At 64.2% G+C, this 25,463-nt stretch carries 18 protein-coding genes; 10 read left to right on the plus strand and 8 right to left on the minus strand.

Annotated elements, in window-relative coordinates; all coding sequences use genetic code 11:
• Positions 1–34: 34 nt before the first annotated feature.
• Complete coding sequence (locus tag PAQ31011_RS17280) at positions 35–1,642, minus strand: Na/Pi cotransporter family protein (protein ID WP_150576993.1); 1,608 nt, start codon at positions 1,640–1,642, stop codon at positions 35–37.
• 102 nt (positions 1,643–1,744) lie between these two features.
• The gene (locus PAQ31011_RS17285; RefSeq protein WP_246179632.1) at positions 1,745–2,395 is read right to left on the minus strand and encodes a TetR/AcrR family transcriptional regulator; all 651 of its coding nucleotides are present in this window, start codon (positions 2,393–2,395) and stop codon (positions 1,745–1,747) included.
• Positions 2,396–2,556: 161 nt separating this feature from the next.
• Between PAQ31011_RS17285 and PAQ31011_RS17290 the strand changes: the two genes are divergently transcribed.
• The 3 genes from PAQ31011_RS17290 (at position 2,557) to PAQ31011_RS17300 (ending at position 6,206) form a co-directional block, all read left to right on the plus strand.
• Positions 2,557–3,396 carry a metal-dependent hydrolase gene (locus PAQ31011_RS17290; protein WP_150576994.1) on the plus strand — a complete coding sequence of 280 codons (840 nt, stop codon included), beginning with the start codon at positions 2,557–2,559 and terminating at the stop codon, positions 3,394–3,396.
• A 359-nt stretch (positions 3,397–3,755) separates the two neighbouring features.
• Positions 3,756–4,796: a porin gene (locus tag PAQ31011_RS17295; RefSeq protein ID WP_150576995.1), complete on the plus strand. Its 1,041-nt coding sequence runs from the start codon at positions 3,756–3,758 to the stop codon at positions 4,794–4,796.
• A gap of 117 nt (positions 4,797–4,913) precedes the next feature.
• Positions 4,914–6,206: an NCS2 family permease gene (locus PAQ31011_RS17300; RefSeq protein WP_150576996.1), complete on the plus strand. Its 1,293-nt coding sequence runs from the start codon at positions 4,914–4,916 to the stop codon at positions 6,204–6,206.
• Positions 6,207–6,337: 131 nt separating this feature from the next.
• Here PAQ31011_RS17300 and PAQ31011_RS17305 read toward each other — a convergent pair whose 3' ends face one another.
• Positions 6,338–7,063: a GNAT family N-acetyltransferase gene (locus tag PAQ31011_RS17305; RefSeq protein WP_150576997.1), complete on the minus strand. Its 726-nt coding sequence runs from the start codon at positions 7,061–7,063 to the stop codon at positions 6,338–6,340.
• Between the two features lie 106 nt (positions 7,064–7,169).
• Here PAQ31011_RS17305 and pdxR point away from each other — a divergent pair, with 106 nt between their 5' ends.
• A complete protein-coding gene (gene pdxR / locus PAQ31011_RS17310) occupies positions 7,170–8,765 on the plus strand; it encodes a MocR-like pyridoxine biosynthesis transcription factor PdxR (RefSeq protein ID WP_246179634.1) in 1,596 nt (531 codons plus the stop codon).
• Here pdxR and PAQ31011_RS17315 read toward each other — a convergent pair.
• The 4 genes from PAQ31011_RS17315 to PAQ31011_RS17330 all read right to left on the minus strand — a co-directional run bounded on the left by PAQ31011_RS17315 (position 8,743) and on the right by PAQ31011_RS17330 (position 16,461).
• Positions 8,743–9,192 (minus strand): DUF3757 domain-containing protein, encoded by a 450-nt coding sequence (locus tag PAQ31011_RS17315; protein ID WP_150576998.1) that lies wholly within the window; start codon positions 9,190–9,192, stop codon positions 8,743–8,745. The two genes, pdxR and PAQ31011_RS17315, sit on opposite strands and share 23 nt — an antisense overlap.
• A 36-nt stretch (positions 9,193–9,228) precedes the next feature.
• A complete protein-coding gene (locus PAQ31011_RS17320; protein WP_150576999.1) occupies positions 9,229–9,705 on the minus strand; it encodes a DUF3757 domain-containing protein in 477 nt (158 codons plus the stop codon).
• Between the two features lie 294 nt (positions 9,706–9,999).
• Positions 10,000–11,241 (minus strand): MFS transporter, encoded by a 1,242-nt coding sequence (locus PAQ31011_RS17325; RefSeq protein ID WP_246179636.1) that lies wholly within the window; start codon positions 11,239–11,241, stop codon positions 10,000–10,002.
• 246 nt (positions 11,242–11,487) lie between these two features.
• Positions 11,488–16,461 (minus strand): NAD-glutamate dehydrogenase, encoded by a 4,974-nt coding sequence (locus PAQ31011_RS17330; RefSeq protein ID WP_150577000.1) that lies wholly within the window; start codon positions 16,459–16,461, stop codon positions 11,488–11,490.
• Between the two features lie 209 nt (positions 16,462–16,670).
• Between PAQ31011_RS17330 and dbpA the strand changes: the two genes are divergently transcribed.
• Positions 16,671–18,092, plus strand: a complete 1,422-nt coding sequence (dbpA, locus tag PAQ31011_RS17335; RefSeq protein ID WP_150577001.1) for an ATP-dependent RNA helicase DbpA — start codon at positions 16,671–16,673, stop codon at positions 18,090–18,092.
• A gap of 46 nt (positions 18,093–18,138) precedes the next feature.
• Positions 18,139–18,750 carry a hypothetical protein gene (locus tag PAQ31011_RS17340; RefSeq protein ID WP_150577002.1) on the plus strand — a complete coding sequence of 204 codons (612 nt, stop codon included), beginning with the start codon at positions 18,139–18,141 and terminating at the stop codon, positions 18,748–18,750.
• 27 nt (positions 18,751–18,777) lie between these two features.
• Here the strand turns inward: PAQ31011_RS17340 and PAQ31011_RS17345 are convergent, their stop codons facing one another.
• Positions 18,778–19,737 (minus strand): LysR family transcriptional regulator, encoded by a 960-nt coding sequence (locus tag PAQ31011_RS17345; protein WP_150577003.1) that lies wholly within the window; start codon positions 19,735–19,737, stop codon positions 18,778–18,780.
• 219 nt (positions 19,738–19,956) lie between these two features.
• On the opposite strand from PAQ31011_RS17345, the gene PAQ31011_RS17350 reads away from it, so the two are divergent.
• The 4 genes from PAQ31011_RS17350 to PAQ31011_RS17365 all read left to right on the plus strand — a co-directional run bounded on the left by PAQ31011_RS17350 (position 19,957) and on the right by PAQ31011_RS17365 (position 25,452).
• Positions 19,957–21,213, plus strand: coding sequence for a D-amino acid dehydrogenase (locus PAQ31011_RS17350; protein WP_150577004.1), 1,257 nt, complete (start codon positions 19,957–19,959; stop codon positions 21,211–21,213).
• Positions 21,214–21,432: 219 nt separating this feature from the next.
• On the plus strand, positions 21,433–22,335 hold the full coding sequence (locus tag PAQ31011_RS17355; protein ID WP_150577005.1) for a transporter substrate-binding domain-containing protein: 903 nt from the start codon (positions 21,433–21,435) through the stop codon (positions 22,333–22,335).
• Between the two features lie 87 nt (positions 22,336–22,422).
• Positions 22,423–23,151, plus strand: a complete 729-nt coding sequence (gene cuyB, locus PAQ31011_RS17360; protein ID WP_150577006.1) for a cysteate racemase — start codon at positions 22,423–22,425, stop codon at positions 23,149–23,151.
• Positions 23,152–23,712: 561 nt separating this feature from the next.
• Positions 23,713–25,452, plus strand: a complete 1,740-nt coding sequence (locus PAQ31011_RS17365) for a putative bifunctional diguanylate cyclase/phosphodiesterase (RefSeq protein WP_052252588.1) — start codon at positions 23,713–23,715, stop codon at positions 25,450–25,452.
• Positions 25,453–25,463 lie beyond the last annotated feature (11 nt).

Consider the following 25,463-nt stretch of genomic DNA (forward strand, 5'->3'; position numbering starts at 1 on the left):
CAAAAACCACACCTCTCGCCGCGCGCTCACCCGCTCAGTCGATGGGATCGGTTCCTTTCGCGCGACGCGTGCTCGCTTTCACGGTCTGTTGCAACGCACGTCGCAGCGCGCTGTACCGTCGCAAGGCTTCTTCCATGACGGAGATACGTACCGTGCCGGCCGCGCCGTCGGCGAGCAATTTGGCCTTGAGCCCGCCATACGCCGCTTCCATCGCCGACGCATGCGTGCCCAGCGATTCGCCACCATCCTCCGGCAACGCATCGCTTTCCACATGATCGAGCAGCGCGCCCGATTCGTGCAGGAACGCCGTGTAGGCATCCGACAAGCCCGTTGCGGTGCTGGTCTGGTCCCGCAACGCGGCGGCGGCCACCGCCTGCTCGGCCGCGCTCTCGTAGTAGCGCAATGTGCGCAGCGTGTCGGCCAGTTGTTCGGCGGACGTTGCGCCCATGGCCACGCGACTCATGCGCTCGGCAAACGTCTGACAGACGCTGCCGAGGCGCATGACGGACGCGTGCGACTGCGCAAGCACGCCGGAACTCGTGCCGGTCAGCGCGCCGCGCACCATATGCCGACTGATCACGCCAAGGCGATCGACTTCGCGCTTGAGCGCGTCGACGGCCAGTTGGGGCACCTGCAACACGTTGTCGTCGAGGAACTGCGGCGCGCCTTCGTCTTCTTCACGTGAGCGAAAGCGGCGCTGCAGCCAGTGCAACAGCGGCGTGGTCAGCGGAATCATCAGCAGCACGCCGAGCACGTTGAACGTCGTATGGAAGATGGCGAGCTGAATGGCGGGGTCGGCTTCGCGGTGCATCCATGCCATGCCAGCGACGATGGCGCGGATCATCCACGGCAGCAGCAGAAGTGCCACGACAGCCGCCACCACGTTGAAGGCGACGTGCGCCATGGCAGCGCGCCGCGCGTTGGGCGTCGCCCCGATGGCCGCGATCACGGCCGTGACCGTCGTGCCGATGTTCGCGCCGATCACCACCGCCGCCGCGCCCTGCGCGCCGAGCAGTCCGTTCTGCGCCGCCGTCAGCGTGATCGCCATGGCGGCCGCAGACGACTGCACGATGCAGGTGAGCACGAAGCCCACGACGACTTGCAGCAGCACGTCGAGCGGGCCAGTGCCGTCGGGCAGACGAATCATGCCCGCCATGTCGATGAAGGCGGATTGCAGCAACGAGATGCCGAAGAAGAGCAGACCGAAGCCCGCGAGCGCGTTACCGATGGCACCGCGCCGGGTGCCCGCGCCCGTCAGACGCAGCGCCACGCCGACGGCGATCATCGGCAGCGCGAAGGCATCGATATTGAACTTGAGGCCGATCACCGCGACGATCCACCCCATCATCGTCGAGCCGAGATTCGAGCCGAACATCAGCCAGAGCGCGCCGCCGAGCTTGAGCAGCCCGGCGTTGACGAAGCCGATGGTCGCAATCGTCACGACCGACGAGCTTTGGGTGATGGCGGTGACCAGCACGCCGGAAGCGAACGCTTGCCATCGGGTCCGCGTGGCGCCCGCGAGAATGCGTTCGAGCGCTGGCCCGGCGGCGAGTTTGAGGCCGTCGGTCATCATCGCCATACCGATGAGGAAGATGCCTACGCCACCCGCCAGAATGCTGACCGCCTTGACGATTTCACCCATGCAACGCCTTCCTTTGTGCGTACTGCCGGAGCTATCGAAATGGTGCGCGTCTTTGCCTGCGAAGCGACTGTGGAACCTACCGTCGGCCCGGTGGCCGTGCCGTCAGGCGTCGGCGCGCAACAGGCCCCAGCATAACCGGTAAAGCTCGTCCTCGAATTCTGGAGTGCCAAGCAACGGGGAGTCTTCGAGTACCGCCGAGCGCAGCGTGCCCATGAACGCGCGCGTGAGCACAAAGACCGTGGCGGTGGTCGGCGGACGCATCCCCGGCGCATCGCGGCGCGACATGGCGACGGCGATATGCTCGGCCGCCTCGCGCATCGCCTGCATGATGTTCTCGTGATGGTCCATCTGCCAGGCCATCTTGATGAGCGAGCGCTTCACGCGTCCGCCCGAACCGAACGCTTCGATCAGCATGCGAATACGCTCGCGAATCACGCGCTCGGGGTCCGCGCCCTCATCGGCGGCGCGTGCGAGGAATTCGTTCTGCTCGTCCATCACGCGACGCCGCTCGCGCGCAATCATCGCCAGCAGGATCGCTTCCTTCGTCGGGAAGTACTGATACAGCGTGCCAATCGAGAAACCAGCCTTCTTGGCGATGCGATTGGTCGTGAGCGCCGCCTCCCCTTCTTCGTCGAGAACCTGAGCCGTGGCTTCGAAAATGGTCTCGACGGTGTGCTGCGCGCGGGCCTGCATCGGCCGCTTTCGCATGGCGGACGGGGCGTTCGGGGTGGCGGGCGACTTCGGTGTGGACATGACTGAAAACCTGAGCAGGAACTGAGCGAGAAGCGAGTTGCGGCATGACGCCTGGAAAATGAATAATGCTCACATTCGGTATGAAATTCAAGAGACGGCGTCATGGACGTCATATTCATTGCGTTGGACATCCGTCTTGATTGCCAGAGAGGCCTGCCATCATGAGCAACGACATTTCCGCGCTGACCGTGCGCAAGCTGACGGTCGATCTGGCCAGTGGCTTCGAGCGCTATTGGCACAGTGGCGACGCCTACCGCACGATGTACTACAACGCGCTGTCGATGAGCTTTCCCGTCGGCGAGCAGTCGTTCATCGACTCGGTGCGCGACACGATGGGCCGTCTGCCCGACGATGCGCGCTACGACAAGCTGCGCGCCGACATTGCGCAATTCATCGGACAGGAAGCGACGCACCGTCACCTGCACGGCCAGTACAACGCGCAGCTTGCCAAGCAAGGCTTGGTGAATCATTGGGAGAACTGGGCGACGTCACGCATTCAGTGGGCGAAACGCCGCAAGCTGTCGCCGATGTACATGCTCGCTGTCACGGCCGCTTACGAGCACTGCACAGCGGTGTTCGGCGACGGCGCGCTGCGCTACGACCGCTGGCTTGCGAAGGCGGAGCCGAAGATGCGTCTGATGTGGCGCTGGCACGCGGCCGAAGAGACCGAACACAAGGCAGTGGCGTTCGATCTGTATCGCGCGCTGGGTGGTAGCGAACGCCAGCGGGTGCTGACGTATCTCTACGTGCTGTTCATGTTCGGTCTGGAGAGCCACGCGCAGACGATCAACAACCTCTGGCGCGACGGCACACTATTCAAGCCGAGCACGTGGTGGGGATTCACGACGATGTTCTTCGGTCGGGACGGCGTCGTCTGGCGCACCACCGGCCCGATGCTCAAGTACATGCTGCCGTCGTTCCATCCGAATCGTCACGGCGATCCGACGCTTGCGCAGAACTGGCTCGACGCACACAACGCGAGCTGGCGCGCAGTTCGTTAAGCTAATTGAGCACAGTCGACGACGGCGACTTGACTTAAGCCACCATCGAAACGAAAGCGGATATTCGCGTACATAGCGCGGATATCCGTTTTTTTTCGTCCCCGCGAATTGCGCTGCGCAAGAGGTAAACCGCCAGTGTTAACCCGAGAAGTGTGGCGACAACAACGGATAACGAGTATCAACGCCGCGTGATATGTCATGTGAGGCACCTTGATAATAATGATCACGCCTCAAAGCAACACCGATCCCCGCGCAACGCGAAGTCAGTGTGTCAATGACTCGGGCGTGCCCCCTTGCACCCTTCGGTGAAAAGAGCAGTTCGAGGCACGCACAAACTAAAACGAGACGGAGACACATTCATGAGCAAGGCAGCAGGTTGGCTGCGGGGCACGCTCGCCCTCGCAATTTGCGGCGCGGCGGGCGTCGCGAACGCACAATCCAGCGTTTCCCTTTACGGTCAGGTCGACGCCTGGGTTGGCGCGGCCAAAGCGCCCGGCGGCGAACGCGCGTGGACGCAGGCCGGCGGCGGTATGTCCACGTCCTACTGGGGTATGAAGGGCTCCGAAGATCTGGGCAATGGCCTGAAGGCAATCTTCACCCTCGAAGACTTCTTCCTGCCGCAGAACGGCCGCTATGGCCGCTTCACCGGCGACAGCTTCTTCTCGCGCAACGCCTACGTCGGCCTGCAATCGGACACGCTGGGCACGATCACGATGGGTCGGCTCACCACGTCGTACTTCGTGTCGACGATTCTGTTCAATCCGTTTGTCGACTCCTACACCTTCAGCCCGATGGTCTATCACACGTTCCTCGGTCTCGCGGGACAAGGGATCGTCGGCGACTCGGGATGGAACAACGGCGTGATGTACGCCACGCCCGACTACAAGGGGCTGGGCGCGAGCTTCTCCTACGCATTCGGCAACAAGGCCGGCGAAATGGGACAGAACAAGTGGAGCGCTGCGGCCATGTACTTCCATGGTCCGCTCGCCGCCACGCTCGCCTATCAGCAGGTCAAGTTCGATTCGACGCCCGACGATCAGGCCGGGATCACCGGCTTTCGCAATCAGCAGGCGCTTCAGGCCGGTCTGACGTACGACTTCAAGGTGGTCAAGTTCTTCGGTCAGTACCAATACATCAAGAACACTATCACGGGCGGCAATCTGACGTCCAACGGCGGCCAGCTCGGCTTTACCGTGCCGCTCGGCGGGGGTAATGTGATGGCGTCTTACGCTTACACGAAGAATTCCGGGGCGAACAATGCCAGCCGGAATACGTGGGCCATCGGCTACGACTACAACCTCTCCAAACGCACCGATGTGTACACGGCCTACCTCAACGACAAGGTTTCCGGGCTGGATGCCGGGAATACTTTCGGGGTGGGCATGCGCATGAAGTTCTGACAGACTCGACGCAAGCAGTCGCCTGACAAAATCGGTGGCACGGGCGCGCGCGCAGTACAATGCGCGCGCCCCCGCTGCACACGGACAACGGCATAACAAAGTCACAAGGAGAGCGCGTTGCTGACCAAATTCTTCAAACTCGAGGAGCATGGCTCCAATGTACGCACCGAAATGGTGGCGGGTCTCACGACCTTCCTCACCATGTCGTACATCATTTTCGTCAACCCCAACATCCTCGGCACGACGGGCATGGACAAGAGTGCCGTGTTCGTGGCGACCTGCCTTGCAGCGGCGATCGGCTCGGTGGTGATGGCCTTCGTCGCCAACTACCCGATCGGCATGGCACCGGGGATGGGCCTGAACGCCTTCTTCGCCTTCACGGTCGTGGGGGCGATGGGCTACACGTGGCAACAGGCGCTCGGCGCGGTGTTCATCTCAGGGTGTCTGTTCATCATCCTGACCGTCACAGGGGTGCGATCCTGGCTCATTGCCGGGGTACCCAAATCGCTACGATGCGCCATTGCAGCCGGTATCGGTCTGTTCCTCGCCATCATCGCGCTCGGTAACGCCGGCGTGGTCGTTGCCAACCCGGCCACGAAGATCGGTCTGGGCGACCTCCACTCGCCGCAGGCACTACTCGCCATCTTCGGCTTCTTCCTGATCGCCGTGCTCGACGCACTGCGGGTTCGCGGTGCCATCCTGATCGGCATTCTGGCCGTGACGGTGCTCTCGATGGTGCTGGGTCTGAACCAGTTCCAGGGCGTGTTCGCCATGCCGCCGAGCCTCTCGCCGACGTTCCTCCAGCTCGACATACCGGGTGCCCTGCACGCCGGTTTCGTGCACGTGATTCTGGCCTTCGTGCTGGTCGAAGTGTTCGATGCGACGGGCACGCTGATGGGTGTGGCCAAGCGCGCCGGTCTGCTCGAAGGCACGCTTTACAAGGGCCTGGGACGTGCGCTGTTCGCCGACTCCATCGCCATCTTCATCGGCTCGCTGCTGGGTACGAGCAGCACGACGGCATACGTGGAAAGCGCCTCTGGCGTGCAAGCGGGTGGCCGCACGGGTCTGACCGCGCTGACGATTGCCGTGCTGTTCATCCTCGCGCTGTTCATCGCCCCGCTGGCAGGCTCGGTTCCGGCGTACGCCGCCGCACCGGCACTGCTGTACGTTGCGGGCCTGATGCTGCGCGAACTGCTCGACGTCGAGTGGGACGACATCACGGAAGCCACGCCGGCTGCGCTGACCGCGCTGGCCATGCCGTTCACGTACTCGATCGCCACGGGTCTGGCTTTCGGCTTCATCTCGTACGCCGTGCTGAAGTTGTTCACGGGCCGTGCGAAGGAAGTCCACCCGGCCGCATGGGTGATCGCCGTGCTGTTCGTGTTGAAGTACATCTTCTTCCCGGGCTGATCGGCACGGGTTATCGCCGCCGTCGATTGGGACGGTTTCGATAGCAAGCCAGTAAGCCAACAAGCAAAACGGCCCGCCGGGGATTTCCCGGCGGGCCGTTTCGTTTTGACGTCGCAGCTTTGACGTCGTCGTTATGCCCGGGCAGCGGCGATCAATGCGGCAAGTCCCGCGCGATGCTGGCCCTGTGCGTCGAAATTCTCCAGCGAGAGCCACTGCTCGAAGCCACGGCTGATCGCAGGCCATTCGGCGTCGGTGATGGAAAACCACGCCGTGTCCCGGCTGCGTCCGCGATAGACGATAGCGTTACGGAAGATACCTTCGAACGTGAAGCCATAGCGGGCCGCCGCGCGGCGCGAGGGCGCATTCAGCGAATCGCACTTCCATTCATAGCGCCGATAGCCCAGCTCGTCGAACGCGCGACGCATCAGCAAGTACTGCGCCTCGGTCCCCGCACGCGTGCGCTTGAGCAGCGGCGAGTACGCCACGTGCCCGACTTCGACCACACCGTTCGCCGGGTCGATACGCATGAGCGCGAGCGTGCCGACAGCCTTGCCCGTCTCCAGATCGACGATGGCGTGATGCAGCGGATCGGTAGACGCTGCCAGCTTCGTGGCATACGCGTAGTAGCTGTCGAAGTCGGGGAACGGGCCACCGCTCATGTAAGTCCAGTCGCGGCCGTCCGGCGCGGTGGCATAGGCGTCGAAAAGGTCTTTGGCGTGACGCTCGACGTCAATCGGCTCCAGACGGCAATACCGGCCGCTGACCGGCGTGCGCGGCGGCTGCGCGCGCGGCTTCCAGTCCGGCAGCGCCGGGCCGATGGGCTGGTCGTAGTCGTTGAAGTTCGGTGCGTCGGTCATGGTTCTCTCGTCTCCGGCAATTGGCTGGGCATTCTGATCAAGCTGACTAAGTTATCCCTCCAGTGGTACGATGAAAAGCACCACTCCTCGCGAATCTCTTGGTGCCATGACATCCGTAGCCAAAACGCGCGCCGACACGACGCCTTCAGCGCTTGCCTTAGCACCGGAGAACGTTGCTGCCCTGTTCGATAGCCCGCTTGCCACAGGACCGGGACGCAACGTCTCACTCCAGAAGCAGCTTCTGACGCGACTCAAGCACGCCATTCTCGAAGGACGTCTGCCCGCGGGAGCCCGCCTACCCGCCTCGCGCACACTCGCGGAAGACCTTGCCGTGTCGCGCAACACTGTCTCCATCGTCTACGACCAGCTCGCGGCCGAGGGCTTCATCGTCCCGCATCGGCTCGGCACGCGCGTCGCGCAACTCTCGCTCGATCCGCACATTGCCGCGCAAGCGGCACAGGTCGCGAAGTCGAAGACGCAACACGTCGATCCCGTCGATGCGCCGGACAGCGCGTCGGAAGTCGTGACGGCACCGTCACCCTCGCGCCGCATCCAGCGCCTGCCCTCCACGCGGCACGCCGCGCGCGCGGGCGAAACCCCGCTGCCGTTCACGCCCGGTGTGCCGGCCCTCACCCGCTTTCCCGCGAGCACCTGGCGGCGCACGCTGGAGCGCGTGATGCGTGAAGCGCAGCCCCGCCACTACAACTACGGCGATCCGCTGGGCGAGCCCGCGCTGCGCGAGGCCATTGCCGATCACCTGCGCATCTCTCGCGGCGTGCGCTGCGATGCCTCGCAGGTCGTCATCACGGAAGGTGCGCACGAGGCGCTGATTCTTTGCGTGCGGTTGCTGACCGACCCGGGCGACACGGTGTGGATGGAAGACCCCGGCTATCGCGGTGCGAAAGCCGCCTTTCATTCGAGCGACGTGCGATTGCAGGCATTGCGTGTGGACGACGAAGGCATCGTCATTCCCGAAGGCCTGTGGGAACGCTCGCCGCCGCGCCTGGTGTACGTGACGCCCTCGCACCAGTACCCGCTCGGCAGTGTGTTGTCTGCATCACGCCGTCTCGATCTGATTGCGCAGGCACGACGTCACGGTGCGTGGATTCTGGAGGACGATTACGACAGCGAGTTTCGCCATCAGGGCGAGCCGATTGCCGCGATGCAGGGGATGGTGCCGGACGCGCCCGTCGTCTACGTCGGCACCTTCAGCAAGACGATGTTCCCTGCGCTGCGGCTGGGATTTCTGATTCTGCCGACGGCACTCGCAACGCAAGCCCGCGATGCGCTCGACGAACTCCTGCGCGGCGGCCATCGCTTCGAACAGCTCGCGCTCGCCGACTTCATCCGAAGCGGGCAGTTTGCGCGCCATCTGGGGCGCATGCGGCGTTTGTACCGAGAGCGTCAGACCGCATTACGCGAAGCGCTCGCCACGTACTTCGATCCCGCATATGCCGTGATCGGCGAACGCTGCGGACTCCATCTGACGGTGCGGCTGGACCCTGCATTCCCGGACAAAGCGATCGTGGCGGCCGCGCAGCGCGAGGGCATCGGTCCCCGCGCGCTATCGAGTTTCGCACTCGACCCGCAACCGGCAGACAACGGATTGGTGATCGGATACGGGGATACGGACGCTTCCCGCATCCCCGGCTTGATCAAACGGCTCGCTGCGATTGTGGCTATGAGCGCGGCACGGGCGTGAACGCGCATTTCTCCGGGGCGTCGGCCTGGCAAACGAACCGGGGCGCAGCGTTGGTCTCGACCTTTCGCCAGTGCGTGTCGCCCGGCAAGAATTTGACGATGCCGCCCAACTCGTCGTCAGGCTGATAGAGGATCTTGAGGACGTCCGACTGATCCGTCTTATATGCGCACGCGTAGAAGTGCACCCCGCCGTACACGGCCACCGCCGTCGCATCGTGGAAACTGGTGACGGAGCCGCGCATCGGCGTCACGCTGTCCGCCCGCCAGTAGCCCGGCACGTCTTTGAGCGGCGCTTCGAAATTCGCGCCCGCGCGCCTGACATCGTCCACCGCAGGGCAGTGCTGTATCGCCGCTTCCTGCGCGTGCGTCGTCATGTTCACGCCCATCAATAGCGCCATCGCCGTTGCGCTGATCCAGCGCTTGCTCATCGTCGAATCTCCCTCATGTTTCCCACTTCGTAAGGATTATTGGTATGCATCGCGCCAATCCTTTTCGGCAGGTGTGAAGGTGCACTTTGCCGGGTCGTCCGCACTGCACGTGAACAACGGCCCCCATTGGGTCTCTTCGGCTGTCCAGTTCTTGTTGCCCCGGCCGATTTTGACAATGCTGCCGTCGAAAGGCTTTTCCGGCTGATACAAGATGTCGACGTTCTCGTTTTGATCCGTCGTATAGGCACAGCCCTGAAAGTGAATGCCTCGATAGACGCCGAGCGCGGAGGCTCTGCTAAAACGTTCCACCGTGCCGCTGACCGCTGTGTAGGGTGCCGCTCGCCAGAATCCGGGGGCACCACCGGCCAATGGCTTCTCGAATTTGTTGCCCATGGCCGCGACCTCTTCGACCGAAGGGCAACTCTGCGGCGGGCCATCCATCGCCTGAGACGTCCCAATCACACCCAGGAGCGAAACCATCAGACCAACCTTCGTCAAAACGCTGCGCATCATCGAATACTCCAGGAAAAGATTCCACCTCCCGCGCCGCGATCCGGCAGCGGACACGCACGCCGATCTGGCTGTGCGGTTCGAGTATTAGAAGCGTCGTACGGATAACGAACTTTCAGAAACTAACTAATTGACTGTGCGCCAACGACCACTCGACATCTCGATGTTGTCGGTTTTTTCGTTAAGCAAGGGACGTGGCAAACCGTGCTGCGTGAGGCGTTCGCCTCGGTGATCGGCACGCGACGACCGGTCGTCGGTCGTTCGCGTGCGAAAGAGGAAGGATGCGAGGGGGGTGACTTAGGACGTCGAGGTGGCCGTCTGCGCGGGCTTGCCCGTCGACTCACCACCGTGCGCCTTGGGCGCATTGCGCGACATCCAGAGCGTCAGCAGGACAGCGGCGATGGCGGCCAGCGCGGCGCACAGATACACCTCGGCGTAGCCGTATGCGCCCACGATCAGGCCTGCGACCGGACCGGTCACGCCCAGCGCGACGTCGAGGAACACCGAGTAAGCACCCAGCGCTGCACCACGGTTCTGCGCCGGCACGAGGTTGACCGCCGCCACACCGAGCGACGGGAACACGAGCGAGAAGCCCGCGCCCGAGAGTGCTGCACCCAGCAATGCCGTGAAGCCCGTCGGGGCAATGCCCAGCACGATCAGGCCGAAAGCTTCCAGCGCGAACGACACCATCGCCACGCGATAGCCGCCAAAGCGCTGAATGCTGCTGCCGAGCAACAGACGCACGCCCATGAAGCACAGTCCGAACGCGGTGAGCGCCAGTGCTGCGTTGTCCCAATGATGGCTTGCGTAGTAAAGCGTAATGAACGTCGAGATCGCACCGAAGCCGATGGACCCGAGCGCCAGTCCCATACCGAACGGCATCACGCGGCCGAGCACCGCGCGGAACGCGAGTCGCTCACCGTGAATGACCGGCGTCGCACGCTTCATGCGTGCCAGCAGCAAACCGACGATCCCCGCCAACGCCACCGCAGCGCCCACGGCCTTGATGCCGTACGCATTGTTGAGCGCCACGCCGAGCGGTGCACCGAGCGCCAGCGCGCCGTATGTCGCCACACCGTTCCAGGAAATCACGCGTGCCGTGTGCGACGGCCCGACTTGTCCGATGCCCCACATGATCGCGCCTGTCGACACCCAGCTTTCACCGAAGCCGAGTACGAGACGTCCGGCGATCAGCGCGAGCAGCGCCAGCCAGGGCACACCGGAGAACACCCCCCCCAGCGCCACGAGCAAGCCGGACGCGCCGCACGCCACCAGACCGCACAGCACCGTGCGCTTCGGGCCCCAGGCGTCGGCCGTGCGTCCGGCATACGGGCGCGAGAGCAGCGTCGCGAGATATTGAACACTAATCGCCAGCCCGGCGATCACCGAGCTATAAGCCAGATCGACGTGCACGAACGACGGCAGTACCGCGAGCGGCAAACCGATCGTCAGATAGCAGAGGAACGTGAAGAACACGGTGGAGACGATCTGCAACGTCGTGGCGAACTGGCCGTTCGCAGGGCGGGTGTCGGTAGGCATTGCGCAGAGGGATCAGGAATCGACGAAACCCCAGGACGCGACAACCCGCGCGACGGGCAAGCATGCGCGCGGGTCAACTCAATCCTAGGGTTTTCCCGGATGATACGCCGTTTCGCCGCTTTTGTGTAAACGCTTAAAAAATGTTGCAGCGGCGACGATTTGCGCTTCCCGGCTGCCGCTGCTTGCCGTGCAGGGCTAATCGCCCACAGCCCCGCCCGGCAAGCGTTTGAGCGGCATTGACTGACGTCAGCGCCCGACTTCCGCGAGGGATTTCAGGCTCACTGACAACATGGCAAGGTCGGCGTTGCCGACGGCGATCTGATCGGCCAGCACACGGTGATAACGGGCGAGCGCTTCGGCGTGCGTCTGCTGCCATCCGGCGACGAGCCGGGCGGCCGGACTCTGATCGGCGGTCTCCGGTGACGCAGCCGCATTGCCCCTGTCTCCCTTGCCGTTCCCCTTACCGCCTTCCAGCACGCTCGCCGTCAAACGTCGACGCAGCACTGACAATTCCTCCAGCAACGTCGCCCGCGCGAGACGCTGCCAGTGCGTTTGCATGGGCAGGCCCAGCACGCCCGTCTGCAACCAGCCGTAGCCCAGCGGCGCGTCGAGCGCGAAGTACACCTGCGCCGCAAGCGACGGCTCGCATCCGCTCGTGCTCGCAACCTCGGCGATGTCGAGCAACGCCACGCGTGCGCCGACGCCCGCCGCCGTTTGCGCGAGCATCGGGGGCACGCCGGCGTCGATCATGGTCTGGCTGCGCGTGCGGGCTTCATCGGCCGCTTCGCCGCTCACGAGTGTGTCGAGCGTGGGGAGAATCGGATCGAGCACGCTGCGCAGGCGCTCGACGGTCTGCGGCACGTCGGTCAGCCGCCGGCGCAGGAACCACAGCGTGGCCTGCTCGTGCCACTGCGCAATCGCCGTGAAGAGCGACGCCTGCGTCTCGTGCGATACCCGCGCGTCCAGCGCATCGATGTCCAGCCACAACGCGTCGAGCCCGTAAGCGCCACGGGCGGCGAGACTTGCGCGCACGACATCGGCGGGCTCCGCGCCGGTCTCTTCGCTCAGGCGATGCACGAACGTCACCCCCGCCCGATTGACGAGCGCGTTGGCGTGCATCGTCGCAAGGATTTCCCGTTTGAGCGGATGACGTAGCATCGCCGCACCACAACGGCTCGCCAACGGTGTCGGGAAGTAGGACGGCAATCCGTCGGCCACGAATTCGGCGTCCGGCAGATCGCTGGCGAGCAGCAAGTCGTAGAGCCACATCTTGCTGTACGCCATGAGGACAGCGCGCTCAGGCGAGGTCAGCCCGGCACCCGCCGCGCGACGCGCATCGAGGGCTTCGTCGTCGGGCAGGAACTCGATGGCGCGTGCGAGGCGTTGCGCGCGCTCCAGATACCGCATGAAGCGGGCGTCCCCATCGAGTGCCGCCGCCGAGCGCAGACGCCCGAGCGACAACGCCTGCGTTTGCAGATAGTTGTCGCGCAACACGAGCGAGCCGACTTCTTCCGTCATTTCCGCGAGCAACGTATTGCGCTGCTTGAGCGTCATTTCACCGTCGGTGACGACGAGGCCCAGCAGAATCTTGATGTTGACTTCATGGTCCGAGCAATCGACACCCGCCGAGTTATCGATGGCATCGGTGTTGATGCGACCGCCGTGCTGGGCGTACTCGATGCGTCCGAGTTGCGTCAGCCCGAGGTTTCCGCCCTCGGCCACCACCTTGCAGCGCAGCTCCGCGCCGTTCACACGCAGACCATCATTCGCGCGGTCGCCCACTTGCGCATGCGTCTCGGTGCTCGCTTTCACATAGGTGCCGATGCCGCCGTTGTAGAGCAAATCGACAGGCGCGCTCAGCAGCGCGCGCAGCAAATCGTTCGGCGCCATCTCGGAAGCTTCGGTGCCGAGCCATTCGCGCATCTCCGGCGACAACGCAATCGCTTTCGCCGTGCGCGGGAAGATGCCACCGCCCTTGGAAATCAGCTTCGCGTCGTAGTCGGCCCAACTGGAGCGCGGCAACTGGAACAGACGCTCGCGCTCGGCAAACGAGGTCGCCGCATCCGGTGTGGGATCGAGGAAGATGTGACGGTGATCGAACGCCGCCACCAGGCGGATGTGCTTAGAGAGCAGCATGCCGTTACCGAACACGTCGCCCGACATATCGCCGATGCCCACGACCGTGAAGTCCTGCGTCTGCGTATCGACGCCCATCTCGCTGAAGTGCCGCTTGACGGACTCCCACGCGCCGCGCGCCGTGATGGCCATCTTCTTGTGGTCGTAACCGACGGACCCGCCCGAGGCGAACGCATCACCCAGCCAGAAGCCGTACTCTGCGGAGATCGCGTTCGCATAGTCGGAGAACGTGGCCGTGCCCTTGTCGGCGGCCACCACGAGATACGGATCGTCGCCATCGATGCGAACGGTCTGCGGTGGCGGCACGAGTTGCCCGTCGACGTAGTTGTCCGTCAGATCCAGCAGCCCGCGCAGGAAGGTCTGATAGCACGCCACGCCCTCGGCGAGGTACGCGTCGCGGTCTCCCGGCGACGGTGGCTGCTTGACCACGAAGCCGCCCTTCGACCCCACCGGCACGATGACCGTGTTCTTGACCATCTGCGCCTTCACCAGCCCCAGCACTTCGGTGCGGAAATCTTCGCGGCGGTCCGACCAGCGCAGGCCACCGCGCGCGACGCGTCCACCGCGCAGATGCACGCCCTCCACGCGTGGCGAATACACCCAGATCTCGAACATCGGTTTCGGTTCGGGCAGCCCCGGAACCTTCGACGGGTCGAACTTGAATGAGAGGTACGCCTTCTGCGCGCCTCCACCGCTCCCGCCCCTCCCGTCCTGCGCTGTCTGGAAGTAGTTGGTTCGCAGCGTGGCTTCCAGAACGCCGAGGAATTGACGCAGGATTCGGTCTTCGTCGAGATTGGGGACGTCTTCCAACGCCGTGTGGATCTGCGTACGCAATTGCTCAGCACGCGACTCGCGGACCCCCGCACTCAACGAGGGATCGAAGCGCGCGAGGAACAGGCGGACGAGCATGCCCGCAATCGTCGGGTTCCCCGTCAGCGCGTTCTCGATATAGGCATTGCTGAAGGTCGAGCCGACCTGGCGGATGTACTTTGCGTACGCCCGCAGAATGCGCACCTCACGCCACGTCAGGCCAGCTTGCAGCACGAGGCGGTTGAGGTCATCGTTTTCGACGTCGCCGGCCCAGATACGCGCGAAAGCGTCTTCGAAGCGGGCGCGGGCGTGTTCGAGATCGACGTCGGCCCCGTCGAGACTCGTCATGCCGAAGTCGTGCATCCACACCACGCCTGCATCGGACGGCTCAATCCGATAAGGCCGCTCATCGTTCACCCGCACGCCCAAGTGTTCGAGCATCGGCAGGCTGCGCGAAAGCGCGATGGGTTCGCCCGCCTGATAGATCTTGAAGCGCAGCGTGCCGGGCGCAGCCTCCAGCGGGCGATACAACTGCATGGCGAGCGGCGTTGCGCCCGAGCCACCGGATGCAGCCGCTTGCGCGGGCGCTGGTGCAGCGTTCAACAGCGGTTCGATCAACTCCACGTCGCGCACAGCCACGCGCGCCGCGTAATCCTCCCGATAGCCGGCCGGGAACGCCAGTGCGTAGCGTCTCAAGGCCCGCGTGCCGCGTTCTTCGCCCAGTTGCTCGCGCAGCGCATCGGAGAGGTCGTCCTGCCAACGGCGCGTAGTCTCGACGATGCGGGCTTCCAGCTCGTTGACGTCGACTTCCGGCACGTGCCCCGGCTCCGTGCGCACGGTGATCTGAATGCGGGCGAGCATCGACTCGGAGAGTTGCGGCGTGAACTCGACGCCGGTGCCGTGATATGCCGCCAGCAGCAGGTTCTGTACCCGCACGCGCAGATCGGTGTTGAATTTCTCGCGCGGCACGAACACCAGGCACGACACGTAGCGGTCGAAGCGGTCGCGTCGCACGAAGAGCCGCGTGCGCTGACGCTCCTGCAAACGCAGAATGCCCAGCGCGATGTCGGCGAGTTGCTCCACGTCGATCTGGAACAGTTCGTCGCGCGGATATTGTTCGAGGATGGTCGCGAGTGTCTTGGCCAGATGGCCGTTGGGCAGGAACCCGGCTCGCCGGATCACTTCGGCGACTTTGCGACGCACCAGCGGGATTTCGTCGGCCGGCACCATGTAGACGGTCGAGGTGTACAGCCCCAGGAAACGCCGTTCGCCGCAGACCTTGCCCTGCGCATCGAAGCGCTTTACGCCGACGTAATCGAGATAGCCGGGGCGGTGAACGCTGGCGCGCGAATTGGCCTTCGTCAGGAAGATCGGGGCACTGGCCTGCACGATACCGATGGCCCCGGGCGACAGGCGCGTGACGTCGGGCGTACTGGCGTCGCGGCGCGATTCGCGCAGCACACCGAGGCCCGTGCCCGGCACGCCTTGCAGGTAGTGCTCGCCGTCGCGCTCGACCAGTTCGTAGTCGCGATAGCCGAGGAAGGTGAAGTGACGCTGGAGCATCCAGTCCAGAAACGCCTGCGCTTCGTCGATCTCTGCGCGCTCCTGCGCCGCCACGCCTTGCTGCGCGGCACGCTCGGTCAGGGATTCGATGGCCGCATGTGCCGCGGCCTGCATGGCGCGCCAGTCGTCGACGGCGGCGCGCACGTCACCCAGCACGCGTTGCAGCCCGTCGACCAGCGCCTGAATGCGCTCCGGCTCGGAGAATCGGTCGACTTCGATGTGGATATACGATTCGAAGCGGCTGCCGTCGCCCTCCCCCTCCTTGCCCGCCGGACTACTGCCGGGTGCGACGCTCAGGCGCTTGCCCGCCGCGTCGCGCCGGATGCGATAAACCGGGTGGAAGGCCGAATGCAGCGCCAGCCCCTGCCGGTTGATCTCCATCGTCACCGAATCGACAAGGAACGGCATGTCGTCGTTGACGATTTCGACGACCGTGTGGCTGCAATGCCAGCCGTGCTGATCGAGCGTGGGGTTGTAGATTCGGATGCGGGGCTCGCCGGAGACGAACTTCTGGCCGAGTTGCCAGTGCGCCATCGCCGCGCCATAAAGATCGGCGACACTGCGCGAGACGACATCCTCGGCGTCGGCCAGACCGTAATACTGCTGGACGAAAGGCTCGAAGAGCGCCGCCACTTCGGGCGCACGTTCACGGGCCATCGCAACGACTTCCGCCATGTGCTGGCGGACCTTCTCTTCCGGATTCGCGGGCATGGGCACCTCTGCGGGATTGGACGAGACTTCGACCGGCGAGCGAGGGATAAGTTACCGGCCATTCACTGGCTTGTGGACAGGCAAGGCCATGCTACGCCCGGCGGCCCCGGGCTGGCAACGGCGTGATTCCCGAGTTCGGGTATGCTGAGCCGGTCCGCCCGAGCCATCCGATCAACCCGACGTCCTTCACGCCACCGGTATAATCGCGCATGAACTCAAAAGCCACCGATTCGCGCGCCGATAGCGCCCCCGCCACTCCCTTCTCGAGCCTGCCGCTCTCGCCTGCCATGCAGGAGAACCTCGCACGGCTCGGTTACGCCTCGATGACGCCCATCCAGCAGGCGTCGCTCCCCGACATGCTCGCCGGCCACGACATCATTGCGCAGGCCAAGACCGGCAGCGGCAAGACCGCCGCCTTCTCGCTGGGCCTGCTCCAGCGGGTGGACGCCCGCGATTTCGCCGTGCAGGCCGCCGTGCTTTGCCCCACGCGCGAACTTGCCGAGCAGGTCGCCCAGGAAGTACGCCGCATCGCGCGCGCCGAGGACAACATCAAGGTCCTGACGCTGTGCGGCGGCTCGCCGATCCGTCCGCAGGCGGAAAGCCTCGCGCACGGTGCCCATGTGATCGTGGGCACGCCGGGGCGCATCATGGACCACCTCGACCGCGGCACGCTTACGCTCACCGGCATCAAGACGCTGGTGCTCGACGAAGCCGACCGCATGCTCGACATGGGCTTTTTCGACGACATCGCCGCCGTGGCGAAACAAACGCCCGCCTCGCGCCAGACCTTGCTTTTCTCGGCCACGTACCCCGAAGGCATCGGCAAGCTCGCCCAGCGCTTCTTGAAGACGCCGCGCGAGATCCGTCTGGAAGAAAAGCACGACGCCAGCAAGATTCGCCAGCGCTTTTATGAAGTGCGCGACGAGGAACGTCTGCACGCCGTGGGGCAGTTGCTCGATCACTTCCGCCCGGTCAGCACGATTGCGTTCTGCAACACCCGCGCACAGTGCAACGACCTGACCGACGTGCTGCGCGCCGAGGGCTTCCACGCCCTGACGCTACACGGCGATCTGGAGCAACGCGAGCGCGACATGGTCCTGATCCAGTTCGCCAACCGCAGTTGCTCCGTACTGGTGGCGACCGACGTCGCCGCACGCGGACTGGACATCGCCCAACTCGAAGCCGTCATCAACGTGGACGTGACGCCCGATCCCGAGGTCTACGTGCACCGCATCGGCCGCACGGGCCGGGCCGACGAAGACGGCTGGGCGTTCAGCCTGGCGACGATGGACGAGATGGGCCGCGTGGGTAATATCGAAGCCGCGATGGGCGGGGAAGTCCAGTGGCACAAGCTCTCGGAGCTGACGCCCACGGGCAGCGGACATCTGCTCCCGCCGATGGTGACGATCCAGATGCTGGGCGGCAAGAAGGACAAGATCCGTCCGGGCGACGTACTCGGCGCGCTGACCGGCGAAGCCGGCTTTGCCGCCGCGCAGATCGGCAAGATCAACGTGCTCGAAAACTTCACGTATATTGCCGTAGACCGGGATATCGCCCCGGTGGCGCTGCGCAAGTTGTCCGACGGCCGTGTCAAGGGCCGCAAGGTCAAGGTAAGATTCTTGCAGGATTAATTTTCGGATCCATCCCCTGAGCGCGACGCGCCACGAGGAGATTGCAATGAGGTCGATGCGTACCCTGTTGTGCTTCCCGGCGGCGCGGCGTCTGGCGCTCATCCTGCTGGCAGCCGGTGGACTGACCTGGCTAGCCGCTTGCAGTACCAAGGGCATCGCGCCCAACCCCACCCTGACCGAAGACACGCTCGACGAATACGCGCTCGTCATCGTCGGTCTCGACACGCCGCTGCAAAGCACCTGGGGGCCGTGGACCTACTCGGACTTCAATCAGACGGTCAACGGCATCATCGGCGGCAAGATCACCCGCACGCTCAACAGCAATCCGCCCACGCGCGGGTACATCGCCATGCGCGTCTCGCCGCTCATGCGCAACGAGCGCTTCGGTCCGATGGAATTCACCCCGGCGGACAACAGCTATCGCTTTCGCTATTGCAAGGGGCGCAAGGTGCCGACGGTGCGAGTCAATCGTGGCGACGTCGTTTACGCGGGCACGCTGATTCTCGACAATCACGACGGCAAGATCTGGCTGCGCACCGAGTTCGACATGGCGGGCGCGCGACGCTTCGTGCAGGCGAACTATCCGTCGCTGGCCGATAAGCTCCAGCCGCAACCGTTTACCTATTACGAAGTGAAAAGCGAGCCGAGTTGCCGCTGAACGTCGGTCAGCATCAGCGTCGGCCCGTCAGCCCTCTTGCGCCGCGTCTGCAGGCGTCAGCACGATCTCGCGCCCTTCGCATAACGCTTCGGCACGCTCGCTGAGTTCGTTGGCGACGTCCGCCAGATGACGCCGCAGCGTATCTGCAAGCACCGACTCCGGCTCATGCGCGGGGCGCAGCATCTCGACAGGAAACTCGATGGCCGGCGCGACACGATACAAGCGCTGCGCCTGCACATGCGCGCTCGCCGCCGTGAACTGATCGAGCAGCGCGTATCCCAACCCGTGCTCGACGAGGGCCGCCGCGAGCGAATACGTCTGCACCATCACTTCGGCGTCTTGCAGCAATTCCGTCTGATCCAGCCGCTCGTTGATCAGCGCGCCGAGCGGCGTGTCGTCATGCAACTTGATGAGATCGCGCCCGGCGAGTGCGTCGGCGCTGGCTGGCCCGCGCCGCGAGAGCTTCGGCCACGCGGCGGGCACGGCCAGCACGATGTGCCCCTGCGCCACGGGGCGACTCACGATCCCGGCCGCCATCGGCGGCGCCGAGACGATGCCGACATCGACCGACGACGTCAGGATCGCGGTGATGGTCTCGTTCGTGTGATGGGTGATGAGTTCGAAGACGACATCGGGATGCGCACGCCGCATGCGTTCGATGGCGGCGGGCAACAGGCTCTGCGCGAGACTCGGCGTCACCGCGATGCGCAGGTGCCCCACGCCGTGCTGACGCAGATTGCGCGACGTGGTGCGCAGGCGCTCCAGGTCGCTGAAGATGCGCTCGACGTCGGGATACAGACGTCGCGCTTCGGCCGTGGGCACGAGGCGGCCTTTCACCCGATCGAACAGCTTGAAGCCGAGTTGCTGCTCCGCGTGCTGCAACACGCGAGAGACGACCGGTTGCGATACGTTGAGCAATTGCGCCGCGCCGCTGGCCGATCCGGTCAGCACGACTGCGCGAAAGGTCTCGATATGCCGCAATTTCATGCCTGACGTCGTCTCCCTGTCCCGCCCGCCTGCGCAAAGGCGCGGCAGACCCTATAGCCAAAAGACATATGCTGCCTCAAAACCGCATAGGTTAGCGAATTTTCTCCCTCTACACTGCGTAGCAAAGGCGGTGCAGAAGACCTGCCACGAGGCGTGCGCCACGTGTCGCAATTTTTTCCCGCCTTGCTTTCCATCAGCTTTTCGTCGTTATCTATCGTCATGCACATTGGAGTTATCGGGGCGGGCATCGTCGGCCTCGCCAGCGCGTATCAGTTGCTTCGCGCAGGCCACGAAGTCACGGTTATCGACGCGTCGCGCGACGGCGGTCTGGGGACCAGCTTCGCCAACGGCGGTCAGTTGAGCTACGGCTACGTGTCGCCCCTCGCCGCCCCCGGTGTGCTCTCGCAACTGCCCTCGCTGCTGCTCTCCAGCACCGGGCCGTTGCGGATCAAACCGTCGCTCGATCCGGATTTCTGGCGCTGGTCGCTGGAATTCGTCAAACATTGCAATGCACGGGCGAATGCCAGCTCGACGCTGCGTCTGCTCTCGCTCGGCTTGCACAGCCGCGAGGTGATGCTGGAGTTTCTGGCGCAAGAGTCGGGGACGTTCGACTACCGACTGAGCGGCAAGCTCGTGGTGTATCGCGACGCGGGCAAGCTCGCGGCCGCAGAGCGCTCGCTGGAAATGGCCAACGGTCTGGGCTACACGCAGCGGCGCGTCGACGCGGCCACCTGCGTCTCGCTGGAACCGGCGCTGAGCAAGATCGCCGGTGAGTTGGCCGGTGGCATCCACACGCCGGGCGAAGGCACCGGCGACTGTCAGATGCTGTGCCGCGAACTGATGCGTCTGATCGGCGCGCATGAACGCGGCACGTTGCTGTTCGAGCGCGAAGTGACCGGATTCGATGTGCGCGGCAACACCGTTCAGGCTATTCGCACACGCGCTGGCGATATCCCGGTCGATGCCTGCGTCGTCGCGAACGGTCTGGCCGCCGTGCCGTTGCTGCGTGGGGTGGGTGAGTCGGTGTCGATGTATCCGCTCAAGGGCTATAGCCTGACGTATCGCGGGGCACCGGTCGACGCGCGCCCGCAGGTTTCCGTCACGGACGCCGACAACAAGGTGGTCTACGCGAGCCTCGGCGAGCATCTGCGCGTGGCCGGGATCGCCGATCTGGTGGGCTACGACTATCGAATCGTCAAGCATCGTATCGACGCGCTGCGCACGCTCTCGACCGGCCTGTTCCCGTCGCTGCGTGGCACGCCCGAACCGCTGGAATGGACCGGCATGCGTCCGTCCACGCCGCACGGCCGGCCGGTGCTCGGACGTGCGGACAAGGTCGGCAATCTGTGGCTGAACGTCGGCCATGGCGCACTGGGTTTCACGTTGTCGATGGGCGCTGCACGCGCCATCGCCGACGCGATCGACGGCAAGCGTCCTGCCGTCGATCTTGCAGGGTTTGCCCGGCTGGCTGCATGAGCGATGAGGCTGGACCATAGCGGGCCGGCCGGATAACACGCTTGTGCGCCAGAGCGTTTCGACCCGAAGGCGGGTTGCGGCACATGGGCGATGCGGCGTCACTCCCACGGGGACCGTTGGGGGACGTATCAAGTTGTATCTGTGTTTACGGTGTTTGAGGCTTTTGACATTCCAACGGCGCGGACCACCGTGCCACCACTTCCGATAGGACAAGAGACCATGAAGAAGCTGTTTGCTCCCCTGCTGCTCGTCAGCGCTGCTGCCGCCCTGTTCGCGCACACCGCGAGCGCACAGGAACTCACCGGCACGCTCAAGAAGATCAAGGACAACGGCGTGATTGCCCTCGGCGTGCGCGAGTCGTCGATTCCGTTCTCCTACTCGGACAACAGCGGCAAGACGATCGGCTACTCGCAGGAAATCGCGCTCAAGATCGTCGACGCGGTCAAGAAAGACCTCAACATGCCGAACCTGAAGATCACCGAAACGCCGATCACGTCGCAAAACCGTATCGCGCTGATGCAAAACGGCACGATCGACCTGGAGTGCGGCTCGACCACGCACACGTTCGAGCGCGCCAAGCAAGTCGGCTTCTCGCACAACATCTTCCTGTACTCGATCAAGATGATCGCCAAGACGGGCTCGGGCATCACCGACCTGAACAGCCTCAAGGGCAAGACCATCGCGACGACGGCCGGCACCACGGCTGACCGCATTCTGTCCGGCAAGAAGGGCGAAATCGGCTTCAACCTGATCCAGACGAAGGAACACTCGGACGGCTTCCTGACCGTCAAGCAAGGCCGTGCACTGGCGTTCGTCATGGACGAGCCGCTGCTCTACGGTCAGCGCGCCGCCCTGTCGGCTGACGAAGCGAAAGGCTACGAAGTTGTCGGCCCGAACCTCCAGTTCGAAAACTACGCCTGCATGCTGCGCAAGGATGACCCGGCGTTCACCAAGGTCGTGAACACGGTCATCGCCGATATGGAGAAGTCCGGCGAAATGACCAAGCTGTACGACAAGTGGTTCACGCAGCCGGTGCCGCCGAAGGGTCAGAACATGAACTACCCGATGACGGCTGAAATGCGCGCCATGTTCAAGGATCCGATCACGAAGGCTTACGACTGATCCTGACGGCGTGTGCGTTGTGCGGGGACCACGGTCCCTGCACTTCGCGATCCCGTTTTTTGCAGTTCCCGCAGATTCACCATCATCATGAACTCGCACGCCACGCTCGGCATTCTCGGTGGGATGGGCCCCGCCGCCGGTATCGACCTCTGCCGCAAGATCGTCGATCAACATCCGGCCAACCGCGACCAGGACCACATCCCGTTCATCCTGTATTCGGTACCGCAGATCCCCGACCGGACCGAAGCCCTGCTGCGCGACGGCGCGTCGCCCCTCGACGGCATGCTCGACGGCGTGCATGCGCTGGAGCAGTCGGGCGTCGGCTGTATCGCCATCGCGTGCAACACTGCCCATGCCTGGCTCGACGCGCTGCGACATCGCACCCGTCTGCCGGTGCTCGACGTGGTCGAAGCCGTCGCCGGTGAGTTGTCCACCTGCGTGGCCCCGGGCGCGCCCATCGGCCTGATGGCGACCGAAGGCACTCACCACGCCAACGTCTACCGGCCGCGGCTCGAAGCGCTGGGCTACCGTTTCGTCTCGGCGAGCGACCCGCTCGCGCACCAGACGCTCGTGAACGAAGGTATCCGGCTCACCAAGGCCGGGGAAATTCGTCGCGGCGGTGAGGCGCTTGCAATGGCGATGGAGCAACTGCTGGCGGCCGGCGCGCAACGCGTGATTCTCGGCTGTACCGAAATCCCGGTGGCGCTTGCCACGTGTGAAACACCGCTCGGACGATTTGGGCTGGACGCGTCCGCGGCACTCGCCCGCGCATGCATCGCTTGGTCGCTCGCGCACGAGACGCAGGCGCACGCCTGAGTCCGCAACGCCGTTGCCCTTACCCCCACCGTCTCCCGATTCTCAATTTTCCTGCGCGACTCTCATCCGCCGCGAATTCATGGCACAGCGAAGCACCGCGGGGCTTGTGCGGCTGTTGCGATGTTGCATCGCAATGATAAAAATCCACGATTGCGGTCCCCTCAAGTCGCTCGCGCTTGGGTAGACTGGCGCACGCACGATGATCGCGCCGGGGTTGCACCGGCGGCATGGAGGTGAACCGGGCGGACGATTCGGGTCGTACGTAGACCGAACGCCACCGGCCTTGCAGGAAAAAATCCCGATCGTCTTGTAGGAAAAAATCCAACACGGGAATTCGGGCGGAAAGCGGCGTGAAACGGGGGTAAAACGGGGGTTGAGGCCATCAAAATCGCTGGCGTCTTTAGCTATAATGGCCCACAATCCATCGAACACCCGCCGGACCAAGGTCCGGCCATGAGCGCGTTTGCCTGAACGGGGAAGCACATGAGCGGCAGCGCGCTCGACGTGATGCATGTACAGACAACAACAATGAGTTCAGATCGACTCCCAGCCGGTGTGCCTTTGGTCGAACCTTCGACCCTGGCACCGGCAATCGCCGAGGCCAATGCCACGGCGCCGGCCCCGGCATTGTCCCGGGCGCTGGTCGAGCTGACCGGCGGACTATCGGCACATGTGGGTGCCGATGGCCGTTTCCTTTTCATTGCCGAAGCCTCCCTGCGCCTGCTCGAATACTCGCGTGAGTACATCGATCACGCCACGCTCTTCGAGCTGACCGGCATCGAAGACGTTCCCCTGCTGCAGGACGCCTTTTCCGCCGCCCAGACGCTTGGCCCTCAACAGTGCACCGTGCGTCTGCTGCGCGGTCTGACCGACCGGGTCTGGATGCGTCTGCGCATCGCCCAATACACGCCCCGCATCGCGGGCGCGAGCGCGTCGTTCCTGGTGCATGGCGAAGACATCACCGCCTTCAAGGAAAACGAAGCACGCCTGTCCGATCTGGCGGTGCGCGATGCGGTCACCGGGCTCGGCAATCGTCAATATATTCAGCAGTGCATCGTGGAGACGATCCAGCACGCGCGTGAAGGCGGTCCGAACTTCGCCGTCGCCCTGCTCGATCTGGATGGCTTCAAGAAGGTCAACGACTCGCTCGGCCACGACGTGGGCGACCAACTGCTGCGCGACGCGGGCCAACGTCTGATCGCGCAGATTCGCGAGACGGACATGGCCGCGCGCATGGGCGGCGACGAGTTTGTGCTGGTGCTGCCCGGCTGCGACAACGAACAGGCGCTCAGCGGCATCATGAAGCGACTGCTCTCGGCGGTGCAGCAGCCGTTCCAGGTCGGCGACCAGTTGCTGCACCTGACGACCAGTATCGGTGTTTCGTTCTACCCGCAACACGGCGACTCGGCCGGCCTGCTCATCAAGCACGCCGATGCCGCCATGTATTGCGCCAAGGATCGCGGTCGCAACGGCCTGTTCGTCTACACGGATGATCTGGGCGATTTGCACCGCAAGGCGTTTTCGCTGGAATCGGCGATGTTCGAGGCCATTCACAATGGTGAATTCAGCCTGCATTACCAGCCGATCTGCGACCCGATTTCGCTGAACGTGAAGGGTGTCGAAGCGCTGATGCGCTGGCATCCGGCGCTCGGTCCGGTCTCACCCGCCGAGTTCATTCCGCTGGCCGAAGCCAACGGTCTGATCAACTTGCTGGGCGGCTGGGCGCTTCGCGCCGCGTGCATGCAGCTCGCGCGCTGGGATCGCACCCGGCTCGACGGGATCTACATGTCCGTCAACGTCTCGGCACAACAGTTTCACCATCCGTCTTTCCCGAGCCTTGTGTGGCAGGCCATTGCTGATTCCGGCGTGGAAGGTCACCGCCTCGTGCTCGAAATTACCGAAAGCGTGCTCATGCGCGACCCGGAGCAGGCCAATCTGGTGCTGCGCGAGTTGCAGACACTGGGCGTGCGCTTCGCCGTCGACGACTTCGGCGCGGGCTATTCGAGTCTCGGATACCTCAAGCGTTTCCCGCTCTCCGCGCTCAAGATCGACCGCAGCTTCGTCAAAGACATGCCCACGTCACCGAACGACCGTACGATTGTGACGGCAGTCCTGGGACTGGCACGCGAGCTGGGTCTGTCGGCGGTGGCCGAAGGGGTCGAGACGGAAGAACAACGGCAGATGCTGATCGATCGCGGCTGCCATTCCATCCAGGGCTGGCTGGTATCGAAGGCCTTGCCTGCGGGAGAACTGGAGGCGGCCTTTGCGAGCGGGCGTCTCAACGTGGATGCCGGCCACTGACCGGACAACCC

It is taken from the genome of Pandoraea aquatica (assembly GCF_902459565.1).
Taxonomy (GTDB): domain Bacteria; phylum Pseudomonadota; class Gammaproteobacteria; order Burkholderiales; family Burkholderiaceae; genus Pandoraea; species Pandoraea aquatica.

Coding starts and splice junctions, on each gene's coding strand:
- PAQ31011_RS17295 (WP_150576995.1), top strand. CDS start 3,756: ATGAGCAAGGCAGCAGGTTGGCTGCGGGGCACGCTCGCCCTCGCAATT.
- PAQ31011_RS17280 (WP_150576993.1), bottom strand. CDS start 1,642: ATGGGTGAAATCGTCAAGGCGGTCAGCATTCTGGCGGGTGGCGTAGGC.
- PAQ31011_RS17290 (WP_150576994.1), top strand. CDS start 2,557: ATGAGCAACGACATTTCCGCGCTGACCGTGCGCAAGCTGACGGTCGAT.
- PAQ31011_RS17350 (WP_150577004.1), top strand. CDS start 19,957: ATGCACATTGGAGTTATCGGGGCGGGCATCGTCGGCCTCGCCAGCGCG.
- pdxR (WP_246179634.1), top strand. CDS start 7,170: ATGACATCCGTAGCCAAAACGCGCGCCGACACGACGCCTTCAGCGCTT.
- PAQ31011_RS17320 (WP_150576999.1), bottom strand. CDS start 9,705: ATGATGCGCAGCGTTTTGACGAAGGTTGGTCTGATGGTTTCGCTCCTG.
- cuyB (WP_150577006.1), top strand. CDS start 22,423: ATGAACTCGCACGCCACGCTCGGCATTCTCGGTGGGATGGGCCCCGCC.
- PAQ31011_RS17340 (WP_150577002.1), top strand. CDS start 18,139: ATGAGGTCGATGCGTACCCTGTTGTGCTTCCCGGCGGCGCGGCGTCTG.
- dbpA (WP_150577001.1), top strand. CDS start 16,671: ATGAACTCAAAAGCCACCGATTCGCGCGCCGATAGCGCCCCCGCCACT.
- PAQ31011_RS17305 (WP_150576997.1), bottom strand. CDS start 7,063: ATGACCGACGCACCGAACTTCAACGACTACGACCAGCCCATCGGCCCG.
- PAQ31011_RS17345 (WP_150577003.1), bottom strand. CDS start 19,737: ATGAAATTGCGGCATATCGAGACCTTTCGCGCAGTCGTGCTGACCGGA.
- PAQ31011_RS17355 (WP_150577005.1), top strand. CDS start 21,433: ATGAAGAAGCTGTTTGCTCCCCTGCTGCTCGTCAGCGCTGCTGCCGCC.
- PAQ31011_RS17330 (WP_150577000.1), bottom strand. CDS start 16,461: ATGCCCGCGAATCCGGAAGAGAAGGTCCGCCAGCACATGGCGGAAGTC.
- PAQ31011_RS17325 (WP_246179636.1), bottom strand. CDS start 11,241: ATGCCTACCGACACCCGCCCTGCGAACGGCCAGTTCGCCACGACGTTG.
- PAQ31011_RS17285 (WP_246179632.1), bottom strand. CDS start 2,395: ATGTCCACACCGAAGTCGCCCGCCACCCCGAACGCCCCGTCCGCCATG.
- PAQ31011_RS17315 (WP_150576998.1), bottom strand. CDS start 9,192: ATGAGCAAGCGCTGGATCAGCGCAACGGCGATGGCGCTATTGATGGGC.